This window comes from Asticcacaulis tiandongensis, from assembly GCF_006475605.1.
Taxonomy (GTDB): Bacteria; Pseudomonadota; Alphaproteobacteria; order Caulobacterales; family Caulobacteraceae; genus Asticcacaulis; species Asticcacaulis tiandongensis.
Map to the genome: position 1 here is coordinate 217,122 of NZ_SSBC01000019.1, position 19,754 is coordinate 236,875.

A 19,754-nucleotide genomic window follows, 5' to 3' on the forward strand; every position below is an offset into this window, starting at 1 on the left:
CCTTGAAGTATACGGCGTCAGAAAACCGGTTCGGCGTCGGATTGAAGATAGGGCCATTGCGCGTCCTTGTCAGAAATGACAGTGACGGGCAGGGGCCAGTTAAGGGCGAGTAAGGGGTCGTCATAGCGTAAGCCGCCTTCGGCGGCGGGCGTGTAGGGCGATGACACCAGATAGCTGACCTCGACATCGTCGGTCAGGGTCTGGAAGCTGTGGGCGAACCCAGGCGGTACATAGAGATGGTGGCGGTTGTCGGCGCTCAGTTCAAAGGCTTCGGATTTGAGATAGGTCGGCGAGGCCCCGCGCAGGTCAACAATCACATCAAGAATAGTGCCACTCAGGCAGCGGATCAGTTTAGCCTCAGCCGCCGCGCCGCGCTGGAAATGCAGGCCGCGCAGGGTGCCTTTATGGCGGGAAAAGGATGTGTTCTGCTGCACATAGGTGGTGATGAGGCCCTGAGCGGCAAATTCATCGGTGCAGAAGGTGCGGGCAAAGAAGCCGCGCTCATCGCCGCGTTTTTCGGGTTCAATCAGGCAGGCGTCCTGAAGGGTGGTTTTATGGAAAATCATGCGGATATGTCCTGCAGGGCAAACAGCTGTTCCTGTTCGGCATAGAGCTGGTCGATCAGGCGGCCTTCGGGGCGATATATATCGGCAAAGGTCAGAGGCGTGTCTTTGGGGACGTCGTGGCGCAGGGTACAGCCGATAGCCAGCCCGATCGGGATCAGGTTTTCGCTGCGCATGGTATCGATATTTTCCGCGACGCCATAGACTTCAAAGCCGCCCAGTTCATCAAGGGTCTGGCCTGCCTTGAGGTCAGTCTTGGTGACCGCAATAACGCCTACGACCGGCCCGTTTTGTGGTGTCAGCACGGCGTCATGAAACAGTACCGCACGGGCTACTGAAGTCGGAACCTCAAAGTGGCACAGGTGATAGGGTGTATAGAAGCAGTAATAGGGGCCAGTGCCGAGTTTGTAGAGGTTAAGGTAATGCTTTTGTCGCGCATCCTCGATGGTGCCGAGGACAAAGACGCCCGGGCCGGGACGGGCGCCGACAACATAATCCACCAGTCCCTTGCCGCCGGACTGAAGGTTGACGCTGAGGGATTCGGCAAAGGCCGGAACCGTATCTTCGAGAGGTGTCAGGGGGGCGGTTGGATCGCCGCCGGAAAAATCCGGCCCCAGCATGCCGCGACGGGCGACGCCGAAGCCGGTGGCATTGGCGACTATGGCCTGCTCAAAGGAAATCTTGGTACCATCGGCAAAGGAGGCGACCATGGCCGGTTTCTGGCCCCATTTTTCCGCAAAGGCTTTCTGCGTTGCCGGATTACGGTAGGGGTCATGCAGGCCTTTGATATTGCCGCATAGAACTGGCGTGACGCCCAGACCTTCGACGAAGCGGTACAGGTTCATCTGTACACCCGGCTGGTCACCGTCGGAGAAGCTGTAGATGACGTCTTTGGCGGCGGCCTTGTGTTTAAGGATCGGGCCGATAGTGCCGTCCAGTTCGGCATTCATCTGCACGACATGTTTGCCCGCTTCTATGGCCGCCAGAACCACATGGGCGGCATATTCCAGAGAACCGGTAACTTCGATTACCGCGTCAACACCCTCAGCCTGTGCCAGAGCCAGAGCGTTTGTCGTGACGACGGGCTGACCTTGCGCGATCAGGGTATTGATCTCGCTTTGCGTGGTGGCCTCAAGCGGTGTGACGCCTGCCTCGGTATAGGCGGCGATGGCCGGAGCAAGGTTTCGGTTGGCAATGCCTGCCAGCACCATGCCCGGTGTTGACTGAATAATCTTAAGGGCAATGCCGCGCCCCTGAAAGCCCGCGCCGATAAGGGCGACGCGGATCGGATTATTGTCGGCATGACGTTTTTTGAGGGCGCTATCAACAAGGATCATGTCAGTCGTTCCACACCTTCCATGGAGCCTTGCCTGAGGCCCAGATGTTTTCGAGGATCATCCGGTCGCGCAGGGAATCCATGCTCTGCCAGTAGCCATCGTGGTGGTAGCTTGAAAGCTGATCGGCTTCGATAATACGCCGCATGGGGTCTTCTTCCCACATCTGATGGTCGCCATCTATGACATCGAACACCTCGGGTTCGCAGACAAAAAAACCGCCATTGATCAGGCCGCCATCCATCGCCCCCTTTTCGCGAAAGCCGTGAACCTTCTGACCGTCTTCAGACAGGTGCAATGCGCCAAAACGGCCCGGCTGGGTCACGGCGGTTAGGGTGCACCAGCGTTTGTGGGCCTTATGAAAATCCATCAGGTGCGCAATATTCACATCGGCGACACCGTCGCCATAGGTCAGGCAGAAGCGCTCGTTTTCCAGATATTTCTGCGCGCGTTTCAGGCGACCTGCGGTCAGGGTTTCCTGACCGGTATCCAGTACGGTGATGCGCCAGTCTTCGGTTTTGGCTTCGAGCCAGTCCACCTGACCGGTCCCGAGGTCGATAGTGAAATCGCTGACGCTTTCGCGGTAGCGGAGGAAATAGTCACGGATGAATTCGACGCGATAGCCGCCCAGAATGACAAAATCTTTCAGGCCGTAATGGGCATAGATCTTCATGATGTGCCACATAATCGGACGCCCGCCGATCTCGACCATCGGTTTGGGCCGGATACTTGTTTCTTCGCTCAGGCGCGTACCGAAGCCGCCTGCCAGCAATGCTACCTTAACCACTATGTCCCCCTTGGAACCACTCGCGTTTTGCCGTGTCCCAACGCGTATGAATATTAAAACGTTCTTGTCTGTAAAGGAAAAAGAACGCCGTTACTGCCATTGCAGGGCGCTGTTAAGGCGACCTTCGGTAATATGGCCCTGAAGTACCTTAAGGCGCATGAAGTCTGACTGACGGAAGTTGGTGTCGCTAAAGTTCATGCGTGTCAGGCCGTCGATCAGATTATCAATCGATTGCCGCAGGCTCAGGCGTGGCTGATGGGCGGGCGCCAGTGTGCGGTAAAGGCTGAAATCGACCTGATAGGAGCGACTGTCGGCGGGGGCATCTGTGTTAATCGAGACGCGTGTATCGCCGACGGCTTCGGCCACGGCGCGCGCCAGATCACGCACCTGATAGTTGGCACTGTCGGTACCGGCATTAATCGCCAGATACCGGCCGCCATTGTCTGCCTTGCGCTGTGTGGCCCAATCGATGGCGCGGGCCATGTCGGCCACGTCGATCAGGGGCCGCCAGGGTGAGCCGTCGGACAGGACGGTGATTTCCCTTTGCGACAGGGCGCAGGCGACGAAATCGTTGAGCACCAGATCAAGCCGCAAGCGATCGGACATGCCGCAGGCGGTGGCAAAACGCAGGCTGGTGATCACCATATCCCCCTGAAGCGTTTCCAGTTCGCGTTCGGCACCGATTTTCGAGCGGGCATAGGCGGTGACCGGATTGAGCGGATCGCTTTCCTTGCGCGGGCCACCTGAGGCGACGCCATAGACGCTGCAGCTTGAGGCAAAGACAAAGTTTTTAACGCCACCTGCGGCGGCGGCCTTTGCGGCAGCGACCACGCAGGCCTGATTGATATCAAGCGTCACGGCTTCAAACTGGTTGCCCATCGGGTCGTTGGAAACGGCGGCCAGAGCGACTACGGCGTCGTAGTCCTTGAAAAAATCGGGTGAAAGGCTACGGACATCGCCGTAGAACTGAGTGTCCAGCCGACTTTCGGGCAGAAGCGGGCTGCCGGTCAGGCAGTGGGCGAAATAGGCAGTGTCAAAACCATGCAGGCGCGCCTTAGGGTGAACGCTGCGCAGGTGGCGGACAAGAACGGGGCCGACGTAGCCCATATTGCCCAGAATAAGTATGTTCATGGTCAGACCTGATGTTCAGAAAAGAGAAACATTAACGCGGTTATGCAGATTGCGGGCCGCGCCGGGGTTTGAAGCCTGATCGAGGCGATTGCGGATGAGGGCGGCAATGGCCAGTGCCGAGGTCAGGCCCGGACTTTCGATACCCAGAAGATTGATCAGGCCCTGAATGTCGTGGGTTTCAGGCCCCTCAATGGCGAAATCCGGCATGGGTTCTGAAGCGCTATGCAGCTTGGGCCGGATACCGGCATAGTCAGGGATCAGGGCGTCTTCAGGCAGGGCGGGCCAGTAGGTGCGGATGGCCTGAGCGAAGGCGTCGGCGCGGGCCGGATCGACATACAGGTCGTCGGGATTATCGATCCATTCTATGTCCGGCCCGAAGCGAACGCGTCCGGCGAGATCAAGCGTGGCATGTACCCCAAGACTGCCTGTGCCGGGCATGGGATAGACCAGATGGGTAAAAGGCGTGCGGCCCTGAAGGCTGAAGTAGTTGCCCTTGGCGAAATAGCCCTGACGCAGATGCGCGGACGGGTAGGCCGTTAAGGCTTGCAGCAGGGGCAGGGCCTTATGACCGGCGCTGTTAATGACATTGCGGGCCTTTATGGGCGTGTCTCCGGTATCGATCAGAAAGCTGTCGCCGTCATGCTGCCAGCCGGTTACCGGAGACTGACAGACGATCAGGCCACCGGCATTTTCGATATCCCCCGCCAGAGCCAGCATCAGTTCATGCACGTCGATGATGCCGGTGGAGGGCGACAGACAGGCGGCCAGGCAATGGACTTCGGGTTCAAGGGCGCGGGCCTCATCGGCAGACAGGCGGATCAGGTCAGTGACGCCGTTTTGTGCCGCATTGGCCATCAGGGCGTCGAGTTTCGTCAGTTCAGGGGCAGCGCAGGCAACCAGCAGCTTGCCGCATTTTTGGTGCGCTATGCCACGGCTGGAGACGTAGTCATAAAGGCGGTCACGGCCTTCGTGGCACAGGCGGGCCTTGAGGGAGCCGGGCGGGTAATAGAGGCCGGCATGGATGACGCCGCTGTTGCGCGACGAAGTCTGCGTGCCGAAGGTTTTTTCGGCTTCGAGCACAAGCACCTCGCGACCACTCAGGGCGAGCTCACGGCCTGTGGCCAGACCGACCACACCTGCACCGATTATAACTGTATCAACCTGATACATTTTTTCACCCCTGCCCGACATATGCTTATACGCCACGTCCGGCTTCGGGAAAAGCGGATAAGGCGGTCGTGCGAAGCAAGATTGAGGCCGGTTTTAACGGCCCGGATCGCCGGGGGCGTAAGGGAAGCGCAGGCTCTGGTAATGTTCTAACGAATGGGCCGGTTCGGGGGCGCCTGCAGGCAGGGGACGGTGTGAGACGCTGCGAAAATAGGCGAGGGACGCATCGCGCCACCAGACGGCTTCGGTTTCCTGAATTTTCAGGTTCTGGGCGACGGCCTGATGGCGGCGGGCATCAACAAAGGGGCGCAAACTGTCCCATGTCCGGCGCATGTCAGTGACCTTAGAGGTGCCGCGCGTATAGGTCAGGGCCAGTTCGTCCCATAGCGGACGGCCTGAGCGGGTTTTATGGTCCCATGACAGGTGGTGGAACCACAGGAGATAACGCTCATCTGTGGTTTTCGGATTAGCCCATTTGGCGGCGGCGCGGGGGGCATATTGCGACAGGGCGTCCGAGCCGGTTTGGGTACGGTCAAAGCCGATGCCGTCACGGTCGGCCTTATGGTAATAGACGGGATTCCATTCGGGCTGCGGCAGGTCATTGATCCACGGGGCGGGGCCATAATGGTGGCTGGTGCCCATCAGGTGATGCAGGCCGAGGGGTGTCATGTAATCGGCAACGGTTTCGCGTGAGCTCATCAGCAGATCGGTGACAGGGGTGACGAAACGGTCGTCACGGGAAAAGGTCAGTTTCGCCCAGTCGGCGGCAATGGCGCGGGCCGAGTCGTGCGGATTCCATGCCAGACGTCCGAAGGCGTACCAGTTGGCCTGTTCAAAGTCTGACCCTGACCAGTTGCGATCTGTGCCGATATTGGCGACACCGGCAATGCCGGTGAGTGTATAGCCATGCAGGGAGCCATCAAGCACATGGGCGACGGTGGCAGCGCCTATCTTACCGTGGCCGGTATCGGCGCGCAGGGTTTCTTCGAAATATTCGCCCATATAGGCGATGTGAGTGGCGAAACCGAGATACTCCTTGGTGATCTGAAACTCCATCATCAGAGGCGTCTTCGGCATGGCCCCGAACAAGGGGTGGAAGGGCTCACGCGGCTGGAAGTCGATGGCCCCGTTTTTCACCTGAACAAGCACATTGTCGGCAAAGGTGCCGTCCAGAGGGACAAATTCGTCATAGGCCTGTTTGGCGCGGTCAGCGGGGTTGTCATGGCTATAGACAAAGGCGCGCCACATGACGATTCCGCCGTGGGATTTAAGCGCAGCGGCGAGCATATTGGCCCCGTCGGCATGGGTGCGGCCAAAGTCCTGCGGGCCGGGCTGGCCTTCGGAATTGGCCTTGACGAGGAAGCCGCCGAAGTCGGGGATAATGGCGTAGATTTCAGCGGTTTTATCCTGCCACCACTTCTGTACGGCGGGGTCGAGCGGGTCGGAGGTTGGCAGACCGCCCAGTTCAATGGGCGCGGAAAAACGGGCGGAGAGATAGACCTTTATGCCGTAGGGGCGGAGGATGTCGGCAACGGCGGCGGCCTTATGGAGATAGGGAAGCGTGAGGCTGTCGGCTTTTGAATTGACGTTGTTCAGCACGGTGCCGTTAATGCCAATCGAGGCATTGGCGCGGGCATAGTCGGTGTAGCGCGGGTCCTTCAGGTCAGGCAGCCGCCACCAGTCCCAGATCGACGCGCCGGAATAACCGCGCTCAACGAAGCCGTCGAGATTGTCCCAGTGGTTCAGCACGCGCAATTTTACGCGCGGGGCATCGGTCACATCGGTAAGGCGTGCGCCGGTTTGCAGGGTTTTGAGATAGGCGAAGGCACCATATAGCACACCCTGATCGCTGTGGCCGGTGATGAGGGTGACGGACTTGCCGTTGAGGGTCACCTTGCGGATGGCATAGGCTTCGGGATTATCGGGCAGGGTGATATTCAGTGTAGGGATGGGGGCTTGTGCAATTGTGCCGATAACAATGGCCCCATCGGTCAGTGTGGAGGCAGGTGTCTGACCGAGCAGACCTTTCAGGCCGCGATGCAACTCATCTGAGGCGGCTTTCAGGGTCGGACTGTCGCCATAGGTGACAAGGGCGGTGGCCTGAGGGCGGTAGGTATCGGCGAGCGGTTGTTCGAGGGGGATATAACGCAGCCACAGATCATAGCCGTCTTCGTCAGCAAGCGTGGCGGCAGGTGCCAGAGCCGGTAACAGACAGGCCATGAGACTAATCAGAAGACGCGTAAGTACGGGGCGCAACATGGTGGTTTCCTCGGATCTTTTTTATTGGGAGGGGGCGGCTGCTACCTCTGTGGCTCGACTTCGCCTGCCACCTCTCCTGTTGTATAGGGGAGGGTAACCAAGACGGGATTGCCACACAAGGAAAATAGTGTTAGCGGTATCATAAGTGCGGGACTCAAAGCCTCATTCGGGGCGGGGCCATGTCACATAAAATAAAAAATAATGCCTACAGCGAGATGTGTAACCGTATCCTTGAGTGCCTGCGTTTAGCCCGTAACGGGTTATGCTTTCGGGCCGTGACGGCAAGATTCGCGCTGTGACTGAACAGGGAATGAAATATGGCGCGGGTATCCGACGAACGGGCGCTCTGGTTGTCCCGATATGTGCTGCCGCACGAACCGGCCTTACGCAACTGGCTGGGGCGACGGCGGATGGCGGGGCTTGAGATTGACGATATTGTGCAGGAAACCTATGCGCGGCTGATTGTGCTTGAGCAGGTCAGTGGCATCAGCAATGTGCGCAACTATCTGTTTCAGACGGCCTATTCTGTGTTGTTGACCCATGTGCGCCGTTCAAAGATCGTCTCGTTCCAGACGGTCAGTGATCTGGATCAGTTAGGGGCGCGGGCGCAGGACTGTTCACCGGAAGAACAGGTCATTGACCGCGATGAATTGCAGAAACTGGCAGAAGCTATCGCCGGTTTGCCCGGCAAAATCCGGGAGGTGTTTATTCTTCGTCGCGTCAATGGCTTATCGCAGAAAGATGTGGCGCAAAAACTGCGTCTTTCGGAGAGTACCGTCGAAAAACATATGAGCCGGAGCATTTATTTATTGATGAATCTCATTTCGCATGGCGGAAATGAGGAGTCTCGTGCGTCTAGGGCATGGGGTAGTAAAGCGCATAAGGGCCTTAAACCAAGTGACAGTAAGAGAAACCGCTCAGGAGATTGATGTCGTTGCGGCCGATTGGGCCGCAAGGCTGGATCGCGGTGACCTGTCGCCCGAAGAGGATCAGGCGCTTGAGGCCTGGCTTTCAGATGATCCGCGCCGGATCGGGGCCTTTGCACGGGCGCGGGCTGTGTCTTTGTCGTCCGAACGGGCGCGGGCGCTTGGGCCTCAATTCTGTCCGGATGATTTTCTGAAGCCTCAGGTCACGGAAGCCCCTACGCATCGTTATGATCCGATGAGTGGCAGGAAGATTGCGCGCAAACCGGATGTGGATCGCCGCCGCTTTTTGTGGGGCGGGGCGCTGGCGGCCGGTTTTGGCGGTCTGACCCTTGCGGGTCTGGGGGTACCATCCTACGGCAAGGAATATCTCACCCATCTGGGCGAGGTGAAGGTCATACCGATGGCGGATGGGTCGGTCATCAGTATGAATACGGATTCGCGCATCAGGGTGCGCTATAGTCAGGGTCAGCGGCTGGTGCATCTGGAGCGGGGCGAGGTTTTGTTCGAGGTGGCGCATGACGCGGCGCGCCCGTTTATCGTCAAGGCGCTGGGGACGGAAGTTCTGGCGGTGGGCACAAGTTTTACCGTGCGCAAGCTGGGTGATGCCGGTGTTCAGGTGCTGGTGCGTGAAGGTCTGGTGAAAATCAATCGTCACAATCAGGACGCCGTCAGGGTCGGGGCCAGCCGTCGGGCCATTGTGCAGACAACCGATGCCGCAGAAGCCTTGCCGGCGCGTGTCGAGGCCTACCCGGTTGAACGGGAACTGGCCTGGCGGGAAGGGCGCATTGCCTTTGAAGGTGAGACCCTGCGGTCGGCAGCGGCGGAGTTCCGGCGCTATAGTGAGACGCGCATCCTGATTGATGATCCTGTGGTCGCCAATGAGACCATTACCGGCCTGTTCCAGTCGAATGATCCGGTGGGCTTTGCCCGTGCGGTGGCGGCCAGTTTCGGCTTGCAGGCCGAGGTCAGCGAGAAGCAGGTGCGGCTGTACCGGCAGGCGGTTTAACCTGTTTGGGCAGGTGAGGTAAGATTCCCCCTCCGGCTGTTCGCTTTGCTCACATCCACCTCCCCCGGCATAGCCAGGGGAGTATGAAATCGCGGATGCAAAAAACGTCCCTGAAAGATTTTTTGATAATTTTTACATTTGCCATAGCGGAAGTTTCAAAGCCCATGCGTCTAAGCCGGTAAGAAGTTCGCAAAACCTTCATAAAAGCGGCTTCATGGAGGACGGGAAATGCACAATTCACGAAAATCAGTTCTGTTCGCAGGCGCGGCCCTTATGGGGCTGGTGCTGGCGAGCGGCGCATGGGCGCAGGTAAAAAGTTTTAATGTCGCCCCTGCCGAGGCGGTCAAGACCATACCGGAATTTGCCTCACAGGCGGGCATCCAGATCATTGCACCGGCCGGACAGCTTAAGGGCATCCGCACCCAGGCGGTCAGGGGTAATCTCGATACGCGTGCGGCACTGGCGCAACTGCTTGAGGGGACCAATCTTGAGATCGCCTCGGACAATGGTTCGGTAATTTCGCTACGGGTTAAGAATACAGCGCCTGCCGCAATTACGCCCATGGCGGATGAGGCCGTGGAAACGGTCGTGGTCACCGGTTCGCGTCTGGCGTCACGCGGGTTCAAGGCGCCTACGCCGGTTTCAGTACATGATGCGCAGGAATTCAAATTGTCGGGGACGCAGAATGTTGAGCAGTTGCTCAATGACTCGCCGCAATTTGCCGGTAACCAGCTGAACAGCCCGACCGCCAACACGGTTCAGGCCGGTCAGCCGATCGGTACGGCGACGCTGAACATGCGTAACTTTGGTGCTACGCGTAACCTCGTGCTGGTCAATGGCCGTCGCTTTGCCATTACCGGACCTGATTTTACGGCCGATATCAACACTATTCCGGCGGCGCTGATCAAGCGCACGGAAGTGGTGACCGGCGGGTCTTCGGCAGTTTACGGATCGGACGCCATTACCGGTGTCGTCAACTTTGTCATGAAGGACGATTTCGAGGGCGTTGAGGCCAATTATCAGCGTAGCTGGGATCAGCCAACGGGGACGCCAACCCACAGTCTTGATCTGACGGCGGGCGGGAATTTTGCCGATGGTCGCGGTAATATTGTGGTGTCGCTCAACTATCTCAGCCGCGAAGGCTATACACGCGGTGAGCGCGGTGACTGGGCCGGTCTGTCGCTGACCGATGGCTGCGTTACGGCGGCGTCTTATAACAAAAAAGGCCCAGGAACGCCTCTGGCGGTGCCATCGGGTCAGACCTGTGCCGAGGCCGGTGGCCGTCAGGGCCTGATCTATAGCGGGTCGTCCAATGTGCCGAACGGGCGTATTGCCAACTTCCCCGTGGTTGGGTCATCAGGCTCCAATCCGGCGTTGGATGCGGCGCTTATTGCGGCGGGTCTTGGCGGGATGACCAGTCAGGGGGCCATTTTCAGCGAAGATGGCCGCTCGATCCGTCCCTATGATCCGGGTTCGGACAGTTTCGATCTTAGCCCTGACTCCTATATGGTGACGCCTCAGACGCGGTGGATGGGTAACGTCTTTTCGCATTATGACTTCACCGACAAGGTCACCGGCTATATGGAACTGCATTACAGTTCCAACCGTACCGATGTGCAGATCGCCCCGACTAATATCGGTGGCAATCTTCTGGTGGATGTCGATAATCCCTATGTCAGCGCCGAAATGCGCGAGGTCTTCAATCAGCTTGATCTGAGAGAAACCGGCACGACGACAGTGACGCAGGGCACCTCGACCATGACCACAACAGCCGGTGATGGTCTGGCGGTCATCAACCTCAATCGCCGCCTGTCGGATATGGGGCCGCGCTTTGCCACTTCGGACCATAATGTGTTTCGGGCGGCTTTCGGGTTTCGCGGAAATCTGGGGGACGTGTCACCGAACCTCCTGCGTAACCTGAACTACGACATCTATTATTCCTATGCCCGCACCTCGGAAGCCGCCACGCAGCTTAATTCGCTGTCGCGCAGCCGCTTCCAGCGGTCGATGCTGTCGGTTGGCGGCGCGGATCCGGTACTTAATCCGTTCGGCCAGAATCTGACGGAAGCCTCGATCAACGCCATTTCCATTACCTCTAATTCGTCGATGTATGCCGAGCAGCAGGTATTTGCCGGTAACCTGACCGGTGAGGCCTTTGATCTGCCTGCGGGGCCGGTAGATTTCTCGACCGGTTTTGAATGGCGCTATGCCTATGCCAAATATACGCCGGATTCCTATCTGGCGTCGGGCGATGTGTCCGGCTGGAACGGCGCACGCGCCACCAGCGGGTCTTCGACGGTGAAGGAAATCTACGGTGAAGTGCGGGTGCCGATACTGGCGGATGTGCCTTTTGCCCGCCGTCTGAGCCTCAATGGCGCGTTCCGCTATTCTGATTATGAACTGCCCGGCGTCGGCGGGGTGTGGACACACTCGCTGGGTGCGGAATGGGCGATCAACACTGACCTGACGCTGCGGGCGCAAACGCAGCACGCTATCCGCGCGCCGAACGTCGGTGAGCTTTATGGCGGTCAGGGCACGGATGGCCCGACGGCGAACGATCCGTGTTCGTCACGCGCGCCGGCGTCGCAGCAGACGCAGGCCGTGCGGGATCTGTGTATTGCCACCGGTGTGCCCGCCGACCGCGTGTTTGATGTTTCGGTGCAGCCGGGCATCTATATGACGCAGGTTATCGGCGGTAACCCGAACCTCAGCCCCGAAGAATCCGATACGGTGACCGTGGGTCTGGTGTGGACGCCGCAGTTCCTGCGTGGTTTTGGCCTGAGCCTTGACTATTTCAAGATCGAACTGGATGACGCCATTTCGACCCTTGGGGGCGGCGGGCTTCAGAACGTGCTGAACCTGTGTTATTATACCATACAGAGCGCCAGCAGCGTCTATTGTCAGGCAATCAACCGCGACAGCCAGACCGGTGAAGTGGCGGCGCCAAACTATGTCACCACGACCATGGCGAATATTGGTGGTATCAAGACCTCAGGTATCGATCTTGAGGCGCGTTACGGCTTCCGTACGGACTGGGGCCTTATGGGCGACAGCCGCTGGGATATCAGCAGCCAGTGGACCTACACCGAAGAGTTCACTCTGACGCCGATTCAGGAAATGCCGGATGTGACCAATGAATGCCTTGGGGCGTTTGGCGGCACCTGTGGTCAGCCGACTCCGCGCTGGAAAGGGTCTACACGTGTAACCTGGCGTACCGGCCCGCTGACGCTTTCGGCACGGGCGCGTTACATCGGGCAATTGACGGCGGATGCCCATCTGGTGCCGTTGCGTCGCGGCGAAACCCCACGCGCTCTGGAAAGCATGACCCATCCAGTCATCAGTCCGCGCACCTATATCGATCTGTCGAGCAGCTATGAGCTTAGCAACTCGGTGACCTTATCGGGTGGTATCCGCAATCTGCTGGATAAGGATCCGCCGATCCTTGGTTCGCTTCAGCAAAGTTCCCACAACACGATTCCGGCGACCTATGATGTGCAGGGACGCGTGTTCTTTGTTGGCGCGAATATGAGGTTCTGATGAAATTGCCTTCCCGGCAGCGGTTCTTCCCCCGACTGTTTTACGTCACCACAACATCCCCGTGGTGACGCTCCGGGAAGGCGATATCAGACCCTTAAGTGTGCGTTTGTAAGCGTAATCGAGGGATTGTAACTCCCCGCAGTCCCTTTTCTTTCAGGTCCGGCGGTTCCAAGCCGCCGGACTTTTTTTACGAAATTAAGTGCATTCCGAAAACTGTGCAGGAGATAATGATGTCAGGTATTTCACGGCGAGGCTTTGGAGCAGGTATGACAGCATTAGGTATGATGGCCGCTGCGGGAACAGGGCGCAGTGAAACGCTTGGCGGTTCAGGCGTAACCTGTGGCGGGTTGCCGGACTGGGTCGCGCCCCTGAGGGCTGATCTTTTGCGTATGGCTGATGACCTGACGGCGCGGCTTAAGGGCTGGCGCGGGCCGGACCTTGTCGTGACGCCTGAGCAGCACGGATATACCGGTCAGGGGCTGGCGACCAGGGCCATTCAGGCGGCGATTGATGCGGCGGCGGCGCAAGGCGGCGGTACGGTCAGGCTGACCAAGGGCGATTATATCTCCGGTACGATTGACCTTAAGAGCCATATCCGTTTTGAGGTCGCCAAGGGTGCGCGGTTGCTGGGGAGTCTTGATCTCAAGGACTATCCTGAGCGGGTGGCGAAGCGCCTGACGGTGCAGGACACCAATATGGGCATGAACCAGTCGATCATCTTTGCCGAGGGCTGCACGGATATCTCTATCTGTGGCGAAGGCGAGATCAACGGGCGCGGCTCAAAGGCCAATTTCCCCGGTGAAGAAACCATTCATGGCACGCCGGGACGTCCGTTTGTTATCCGTGTGATTGATTGTGAGCGCGTGCATGTGCGCGACATTACGATGAAGGATTCGCCGTGCTGGATGCAGAACTATCTCAACTGCGAAGACCTGCTGTTCGAGCATATGAAAGTTGAGAACCAGTCGAATTTTAACAATGACGGGCTGGATCTGGATGGTTGTCGTCGCGCGATTGTGCGTAACTGCTATATCAGCGCCGGTGATGACGCCATGTGCTTCAAGGGCGCATCGCAGCGTACGGGCGAGCATATCCTCATTGAGAACAACACGTTTTTTACCTCATGCAATGCCATCAAGTTTGGTACGGATTCGCAGGGTAATTTCAGAAATATCCTGATCCGTAACTGCCTGATCGGCGGGGTGTCCGAGGACATGCGCCGCGTGAAAAACGTCAATGCCGATTCCGGTTTTTCGTGGGAGTCGGTCGATGGCGGCATCGTCGAAAATATTCTGGCGACCGATATAAAAATCATTCGCGCCTGGTCGCCGTTTTTCCTCAGGCTGGAGAAGCGCGGACGGGTCAAGCCCGGTGATGCGCCAGCCTATCTGGGGACGATCCGGCGCATTGTCTTTGAGCGGATCACCGGTGAGGAGAATGGCCCGCGCGGTTCCTATTTCCTGGGCATCCCCGAAAAACGCATCAGTGACATTGTGCTGAATGATATCGACCTCAAAAGCCGTGTCACACAGAAGCCTGTGGTGCGCGAAGACCAGATTGGCGAGATGTATGGCGTCTATCCCGATGCGCATATGATCGACGATATCGGTGATGCGCCGGCCTATGGGCTGTGGGCGCGGCATGTCGATAATCTGACGCTGGTGAATTATCGCGTGACGCCGAATGTTGCCGATCCGAGGCCGTTTTTGATGCTGAAGACGCAGACCTCGGGCGTGTGCGTCGTCTGATTGGAATGCCCCCTCCGTCAGCGACTTCGCGCTGACACCTCCCCCGCCTTGCAGGGGAGGATATTGTAGGAGAATGTGATGCGGATTTTGATGGTTTTTCTGGTCGGGCTGTGGGCGACTGTGGCTGTGGCGCAGCCCATTGATCGTCAGGCCTTGGTCAGCCGTCACAATCCGCATCTGAGTGCCGTCGATCCGCATGCGCCATTGATGCTTGGTAATGGGGAACTGGGGTTCACGGCGGATATTACCGGTCTTCAGACCTTCCCTGAGGCCTATTCGCATCTATCGCCGATGATGGTCATGGCGCAGTGGGGCTGGCACAGTTTCCCCAATCCGCAAGGATTTGTTGAGGCCGACGGTCAGGAAAAGGTGCCGGTGCATGGCCGTGAGCCGCAGGCCTATGACTATTTCAAGAGTTTTGATGAGATGACGGCGCGTCCCGCCTTGGGCTGGTTGCGGGATAATCCGCACCGCTTTGCGCTGGGGCGGGTCGGGCTGGTGTTGATTAAAGCCGATGGCCAGAAGGCGGTATTGGGCGATCTGACGGGTACGGAACAAGTGCTTGATATGTGGAGCGGCACATTGACGAGCCGGTTCATATTTGACGGTCAGCCGGTAACGGTCGAGACGCGGGTCACGGCGGATAAGGATGTGGTGCTGGTGCGTATTGTCTCGCCTTTGGTAGCGGCGGGACGTATCGGGGCAGAGGTGCGCTATAGCGGTGTGGCCAAGGCTTTAAGTCCTGATCCGCAGGACTGGGAAAATCCTGAGGCGCATAAAACCGAGGTCGTTGCGGGCGATGGGCGGCAATGGGTGCTGAAGCGGACACTGGATGATACGGTATATTACGGGTCGTTTGGTGTCTCTACAGGGACGATCAGACAGGCTGAGGCGCATCGGTTTGAGGTGTTGGGCGCGGGATCGGATGAGCTGATTGTGCAGGTCGGTTTCGGGCGTGAAGCGGCGGATGTCGCAGCGGTGGATTATCCGCAGGCAGTGGCGGCGGTGGCTGATCACTGGCGTGCCTACTGGATGGAGGGCGGGGTAATTGATTTCACTGGCTCGACCGATCCGCGGGCGCACGAGCTTGAACGGCGGGTGGTGCTGTCGCAGTATCTTATGAAGGTCAACGGATCGGGTGAATTGCCGCCGCAGGAAGAAGGGCTTTATTCGGTTAGCTGGGCCGGCAAGTTCCATCTGGAAATGCATATGTGGCATGCGGCGCATTTCGCGCAGTGGCAGCGGCCGGAACTGCTTGAGCGTAGCCTTGCGTGGTATGTGGCGCATTTGCCGGAAGCGCGCAAAGCGGGCGCAGGGCATGGGATAAACGGCGCCTGGTGGCCGAAAATGGCCGGGCCTGAAGGCCGCAACAGCCCAAGCCCTATCGGCCCGTTCATCATGTGGCAGCAGCCGCATCCGATCTATATGGCCGAACTGGTCTATCGCGCAAATCCGTCGCCGGAGGTGATCAGCCGCTATGGTGAACTGGTTGAGGCAACGGCAGGGTTACTGGCGGAATGGCCGGTATGGGATGAGGCGACGGGACGTTATGTGCTGGGGCCGCCGATCATTCCGGTGCAGGAAAACTATGATCCGTTCACCACCTTTAATCCGATATTCGAGATCGAATATTTCCGCATGGGACTTGAGATGGCCCAAAGCTGGCGCGAACGTCAGGGGCTGGCGCGTAATCCGCAATGGGATCAGGTAATTGGCAAGCTGGCGAAGCCGGTGGCGAAGGACGGGCTTTATATTCCGGTCGAGAACAAGCCTGAGTTCTGGGCGCAGGCCGCATCGGCTGAGTGCAGCGGCCATGCGCCGGAACACTGCGATAATCGCGATCATCCGTCGTTCCTGATGGCCTACGGTCTGATTGGCGGGGCGCACACCGATCCGGCGATCATGAAAGCGACTCTCAGGGCGACCGAAGCGCACTGGGATATGCGTCAGACATGGGGTTGGGATTTTCCGGTTGCGGCCATGAGTGCGGCGCGGGTCGGCGACGCGCAAGCGGCGATCGACTGGCTGTTTAAAGACCTGCGCAATAATCAGTGGGGCGTATCGGGCATGACACCGCGCGTGCACATCGATAGCGCAGGCGATTCCATGGTGGCGGAATCCGCGCGTAAGGTCGGGCCGGATGGCGTTGGATACCGGCGGGCGGCGGAAACCTATTTTCCGTCGAACGGGTCTTTGTTGCTGGCGGTCGGGATGATGGCGGCGGGCTGGGACGGGTCACAGGGGCATGCGCCCGGTTTCCCGAAAGACGGCTGGGTGGTGCGTTATGAGAATATCCGGCCATTGCCTTAAAAAAGAGACCCCTCCGTCAGCTTCGCTGACACCTCCCCGCAAAGCAGGGAGGAGGGAGAAAGTAAGAGACCCCACCACCATGCCCTTTCAGGGCGCGGTCCCCCTCCCCGGCAAGCTGGGGAGGTATGCGAAAGAAGGAGGCGATATGTTCAGGGTTTTGATGCTGGCGGCGGTGATTGGTCAGGCGGGGGCTGCGGAAGCGCGGGAATATACCAATCCGGTGATCTATGCCGACTATTCCGACCCTGATGTTATTCGGGTGGGAGACACCTATTATCATGTGTCCTCCAGCTTTCATTTTACGCCGGGGATTCCGGTTCTGAAGTCAAAAGACCTCGTCAACTGGGAGATTATTGGTCACGTCCTGCCGAAGCTTGACGGCGCGCCAGAATATGACATGCCGGGGCCTTATGAGCTTGATGACACCAGGTCGAAGCCGACGCGTCCGGGTCTGCGCTATATGGGCGGGGTGTGGGCACCGGCCATCCGGCATCATAACGGCCTGTTCTACGTCTATTGGGCGACGCCGGAAGAAGGCGTGTTCATGTCTCAGGCCAAAGACCCTGCGGGGCCGTGGTCGAAGCCGGTGGCGCTGAAAACCGGTGCCGGTTACGAAGACCCGTGCCCGTTCTGGGATGAAGACGGTCAGGCCTGGCTGATCCACGGTAAGGTCGGGGCGGGGCCTCTGGTGCTGCATCGCATGAGTGCCGACGGCAAGCGGTTGCTCGATGAAGGCACGGTTGTTGCCTATGATCCGGTAAAATTGCCGGTGCTTGAGGGGCCGAAATTCCATAAGCGCAATGGCTGGTACTATATTTTTGCGCCTATTGGAGGTGTCGGTGAGGGGCCGCAGGCCGTAGGTCGGGCGCGCGATATTCGCGGGCCTTATGAATGGCGCGTGGTGCTTGAGGGCGGGGCGACAAAAGTTCAGGCACCGCATCAGGGCGGCTATGTTGAGACGCCGTCGGGGCAGGGCTGGTTTTTACATTTCAATTCGACGCAGGCCTTTGGGCGCATCAACCACTTGCAGCCGGTAAAGTGGGTCGATGACTGGCCGGTCATGGGTGAGCCGATTGCCGGATCGGTGGCCGGACAGCCGGTGATGCGTCATGCCTATCCCGATACGGGGGTGACCGACGCGACCGAGCGATTGCAGGATTCGGATGAATTTGATGCGCTGAAACTGGGGCTGCAATGGCAGTGGAACCATAATCCCGACAACAGCCGATGGAGCCTGACGGAGCGGGCCGGTTTCATGCGGCTTAAACCCTCGTCCAGTGAGCATCTGGTGGGAGCGCGTAACACCCTGACGCAGATGCTGACCGGCCCCGAAAGCCGGATCACCACGCGCCTTGAGGTCGGGCAGATGATCGACGGGCAGCGGGCCGGACTGGTGCTGTTCGGGGTGCGTCCGTTGTGGATCGGGGCGGTGCGTGAAAACGGTGTCACGCGGGTGGCCTATGCCTCTGCGGGGGTTGAGGCACTGGGGCCGGTAATCAGTAATGGCGTGATTGAGCTTCGGGCTGAGATCACTGAGGATCAGATGGTGCGTATGACCTATCGCACAGGTGACGGGGCATTTGCACCAATGGGGGAAGCGGAAAAGCTGTGGCATTTTTCATGGTGGAAGGGGTCACGACCGGGGCTGTTTACCTATGTGAAAGGCAAGCATGGTGCAGCGGTCAGCGGCGGTGAGGTGGATGCCGACTGGTTTAGGGTGGAGACCAAAAAATAAGACGGGAGACGGTTTTGAAAAAGTGACCCCTCCGTCTGGCCTTTGGCCAGCCACCTCCCCATGCTGACGCATAGGGAGGAGAGGGGAGGATGTAAAACAGGGAGTAAGATAATGATTTCACGCAGAGCAATGATGGCCATGACGGCTGCAGGCATGGTAGCGGCACCGTCGGTACTGAGGGCGCAGACACTTTCGACAGGCCCGTCTTTGGGCGAGATAGCGGCAACGAAAGGTATCCGTTTCGGGTCGGCGATCGGCAATAAGCGCGGTGATCTGGAGTCGCCTGAGGTTAAGGCCATCATCCTGCGTGAGTGCAAGGTGCTGGTGGCGACCAATGAAATGAAGATGTACACCATCCGCAATCAGCCGGAGCCGATCTATGATTTTGTGCCGGGTGATAAGGTGCTCACATTCGCGGATGATCATGGTCTGCCGTTGCGCGGGCACACCCTTATGTGGGCCAAGGACGAGTTCCTGCCGAAGTGGTTGTTGACGCATGATTTCGGACCGAAGCCGAAAGTGGCCGCCGAAGCTTTGCTGCGCGAATATATCGGCACAGTGGCCGGCCATTACGGGCGGCGCATCACCTCATGGGATGTGATCAACGAAGCCATTGACGAAAAGACCGGTGAGGTACGCGCCAATGTCTTTACGCGGATATTGGGCGATGATGTGTTCCGTATCTGCTTTGAGGCGGCGCGGGAGCATCTGCCGCAGTGTGAACTTGTGTATAACGACTATATGAGCTGGCGGCCCAAGGATGCCCTGCATCGTGAGGCCGTGCTAAAGCGGCTGCGGTTGTTCCGTGATCAGAAGATACCGGTCGATACGCTGGGGATACAGGGCCATATTGGGACGGATCAGTCGGGCCTTCAGCATGGGGCCGATGATACGAAGCCGGATTATGCGGCCTGGACGGCGTTTCTCAATGAGGTGTCCGGTATGGGTTATGACATGCTGGTGACGGAATTTGATGTCAATGACCGGCTGGTGGTCGGGGATATTGCGCGGCGTGATGCGGTCGTGGCGGAAACGGCAAAGACCTATTTCGATCTGACGCTCGCCAATACCCGCGTCAAGGACGTGCTGTGCTGGGGCATGGACGACAAGCATAGCTGGCTGCAATCGACCACACCGCGTGAAGACCGTTTGCCCTTGCGACCGACGCCCTATGATGATCAGTTCAGGGTGAAGCCGTTGCGTGAGGCGCTGGCGGCGGCGTTCCGTGCCGCGCCTGCGCGATAGGGTGTG

At 58.6% G+C, this 19,754-nt stretch carries 13 protein-coding genes; 7 read left to right on the forward strand and 6 right to left on the reverse strand.

The annotated features are described in order from the left end of the window. Positions 1-17 precede the first annotated feature (17 nt). The 6 genes from rfbC to E5201_RS11770 all read right to left on the reverse strand — a co-directional run bounded on the left by rfbC (position 18) and on the right by E5201_RS11770 (position 7,241). Positions 18-566, reverse strand: a complete 549-nt coding sequence (rfbC, locus tag E5201_RS11745) for a dTDP-4-dehydrorhamnose 3,5-epimerase (protein WP_140986294.1) — start codon at positions 564-566, stop codon at positions 18-20. After that, the gene (locus E5201_RS11750; RefSeq protein ID WP_140986295.1) at positions 563-1,900 is read right to left on the reverse strand and encodes an NAD(P)H-dependent oxidoreductase; all 1,338 of its coding nucleotides are present in this window, start codon (positions 1,898-1,900) and stop codon (positions 563-565) included. Before E5201_RS11750 ends, rfbC begins: the two co-directional genes overlap by 4 nt. 1 nt (position 1,901) lies before the next feature. Further along, positions 1,902-2,684 (reverse strand): glucose-1-phosphate cytidylyltransferase, encoded by a 783-nt coding sequence (gene rfbF, locus E5201_RS11755; protein ID WP_140986296.1) that lies wholly within the window; start codon positions 2,682-2,684, stop codon positions 1,902-1,904. 90 nt (positions 2,685-2,774) lie between these two features. Beyond that, entirely contained in the window at positions 2,775-3,815 is a 1,041-nt protein-coding gene (locus E5201_RS11760) for an NAD-dependent epimerase/dehydratase family protein (RefSeq protein WP_140986297.1), read from the reverse strand. A gap of 15 nt (positions 3,816-3,830) precedes the next feature. Next, positions 3,831-4,985, reverse strand: coding sequence for an NAD(P)/FAD-dependent oxidoreductase (locus tag E5201_RS11765; RefSeq protein ID WP_140986298.1), 1,155 nt, complete (start codon positions 4,983-4,985; stop codon positions 3,831-3,833). A 93-nt stretch (positions 4,986-5,078) separates the two neighbouring features. After that, complete coding sequence (locus E5201_RS11770; RefSeq protein ID WP_219993624.1) at positions 5,079-7,241, reverse strand: alpha-glucuronidase family glycosyl hydrolase; 2,163 nt, start codon at positions 7,239-7,241, stop codon at positions 5,079-5,081. Positions 7,242-7,558: 317 nt separating this feature from the next. Here E5201_RS11770 and E5201_RS11775 point away from each other — a divergent pair, with 317 nt between their 5' ends. From E5201_RS11775 to E5201_RS11805, 7 genes are all read left to right on the forward strand, one after another. After that, entirely contained in the window at positions 7,559-8,170 is a 612-nt protein-coding gene (locus tag E5201_RS11775) for an RNA polymerase sigma factor (RefSeq protein WP_140986299.1), read from the forward strand. Further along, complete coding sequence (locus E5201_RS11780) at positions 8,139-9,173, forward strand: FecR family protein (RefSeq protein WP_181404619.1); 1,035 nt, start codon at positions 8,139-8,141, stop codon at positions 9,171-9,173. The genes E5201_RS11775 and E5201_RS11780 overlap by 32 nt, the downstream gene beginning before the upstream one ends. A 228-nt stretch (positions 9,174-9,401) precedes the next feature. Continuing rightward, positions 9,402-12,710: a TonB-dependent receptor gene (locus E5201_RS11785; RefSeq protein ID WP_246050657.1), complete on the forward strand. Its 3,309-nt coding sequence runs from the start codon at positions 9,402-9,404 to the stop codon at positions 12,708-12,710. 266 nt (positions 12,711-12,976) lie between these two features. After that, positions 12,977-14,458, forward strand: a complete 1,482-nt coding sequence (locus E5201_RS11790; RefSeq protein WP_181404620.1) for a glycoside hydrolase family 28 protein — start codon at positions 12,977-12,979, stop codon at positions 14,456-14,458. A gap of 78 nt (positions 14,459-14,536) precedes the next feature. Then, positions 14,537-16,768, forward strand: a complete 2,232-nt coding sequence (locus E5201_RS11795; protein WP_140986302.1) for a hypothetical protein — start codon at positions 14,537-14,539, stop codon at positions 16,766-16,768. A gap of 145 nt (positions 16,769-16,913) precedes the next feature. Continuing rightward, a complete protein-coding gene (locus E5201_RS11800) occupies positions 16,914-18,503 on the forward strand; it encodes a glycoside hydrolase family 43 protein (RefSeq protein WP_140986303.1) in 1,590 nt (529 codons plus the stop codon). A gap of 111 nt (positions 18,504-18,614) precedes the next feature. Beyond that, positions 18,615-19,748, forward strand: coding sequence for an endo-1,4-beta-xylanase (locus E5201_RS11805; RefSeq protein ID WP_140986304.1), 1,134 nt, complete (start codon positions 18,615-18,617; stop codon positions 19,746-19,748). Positions 19,749-19,754 lie beyond the last annotated feature (6 nt).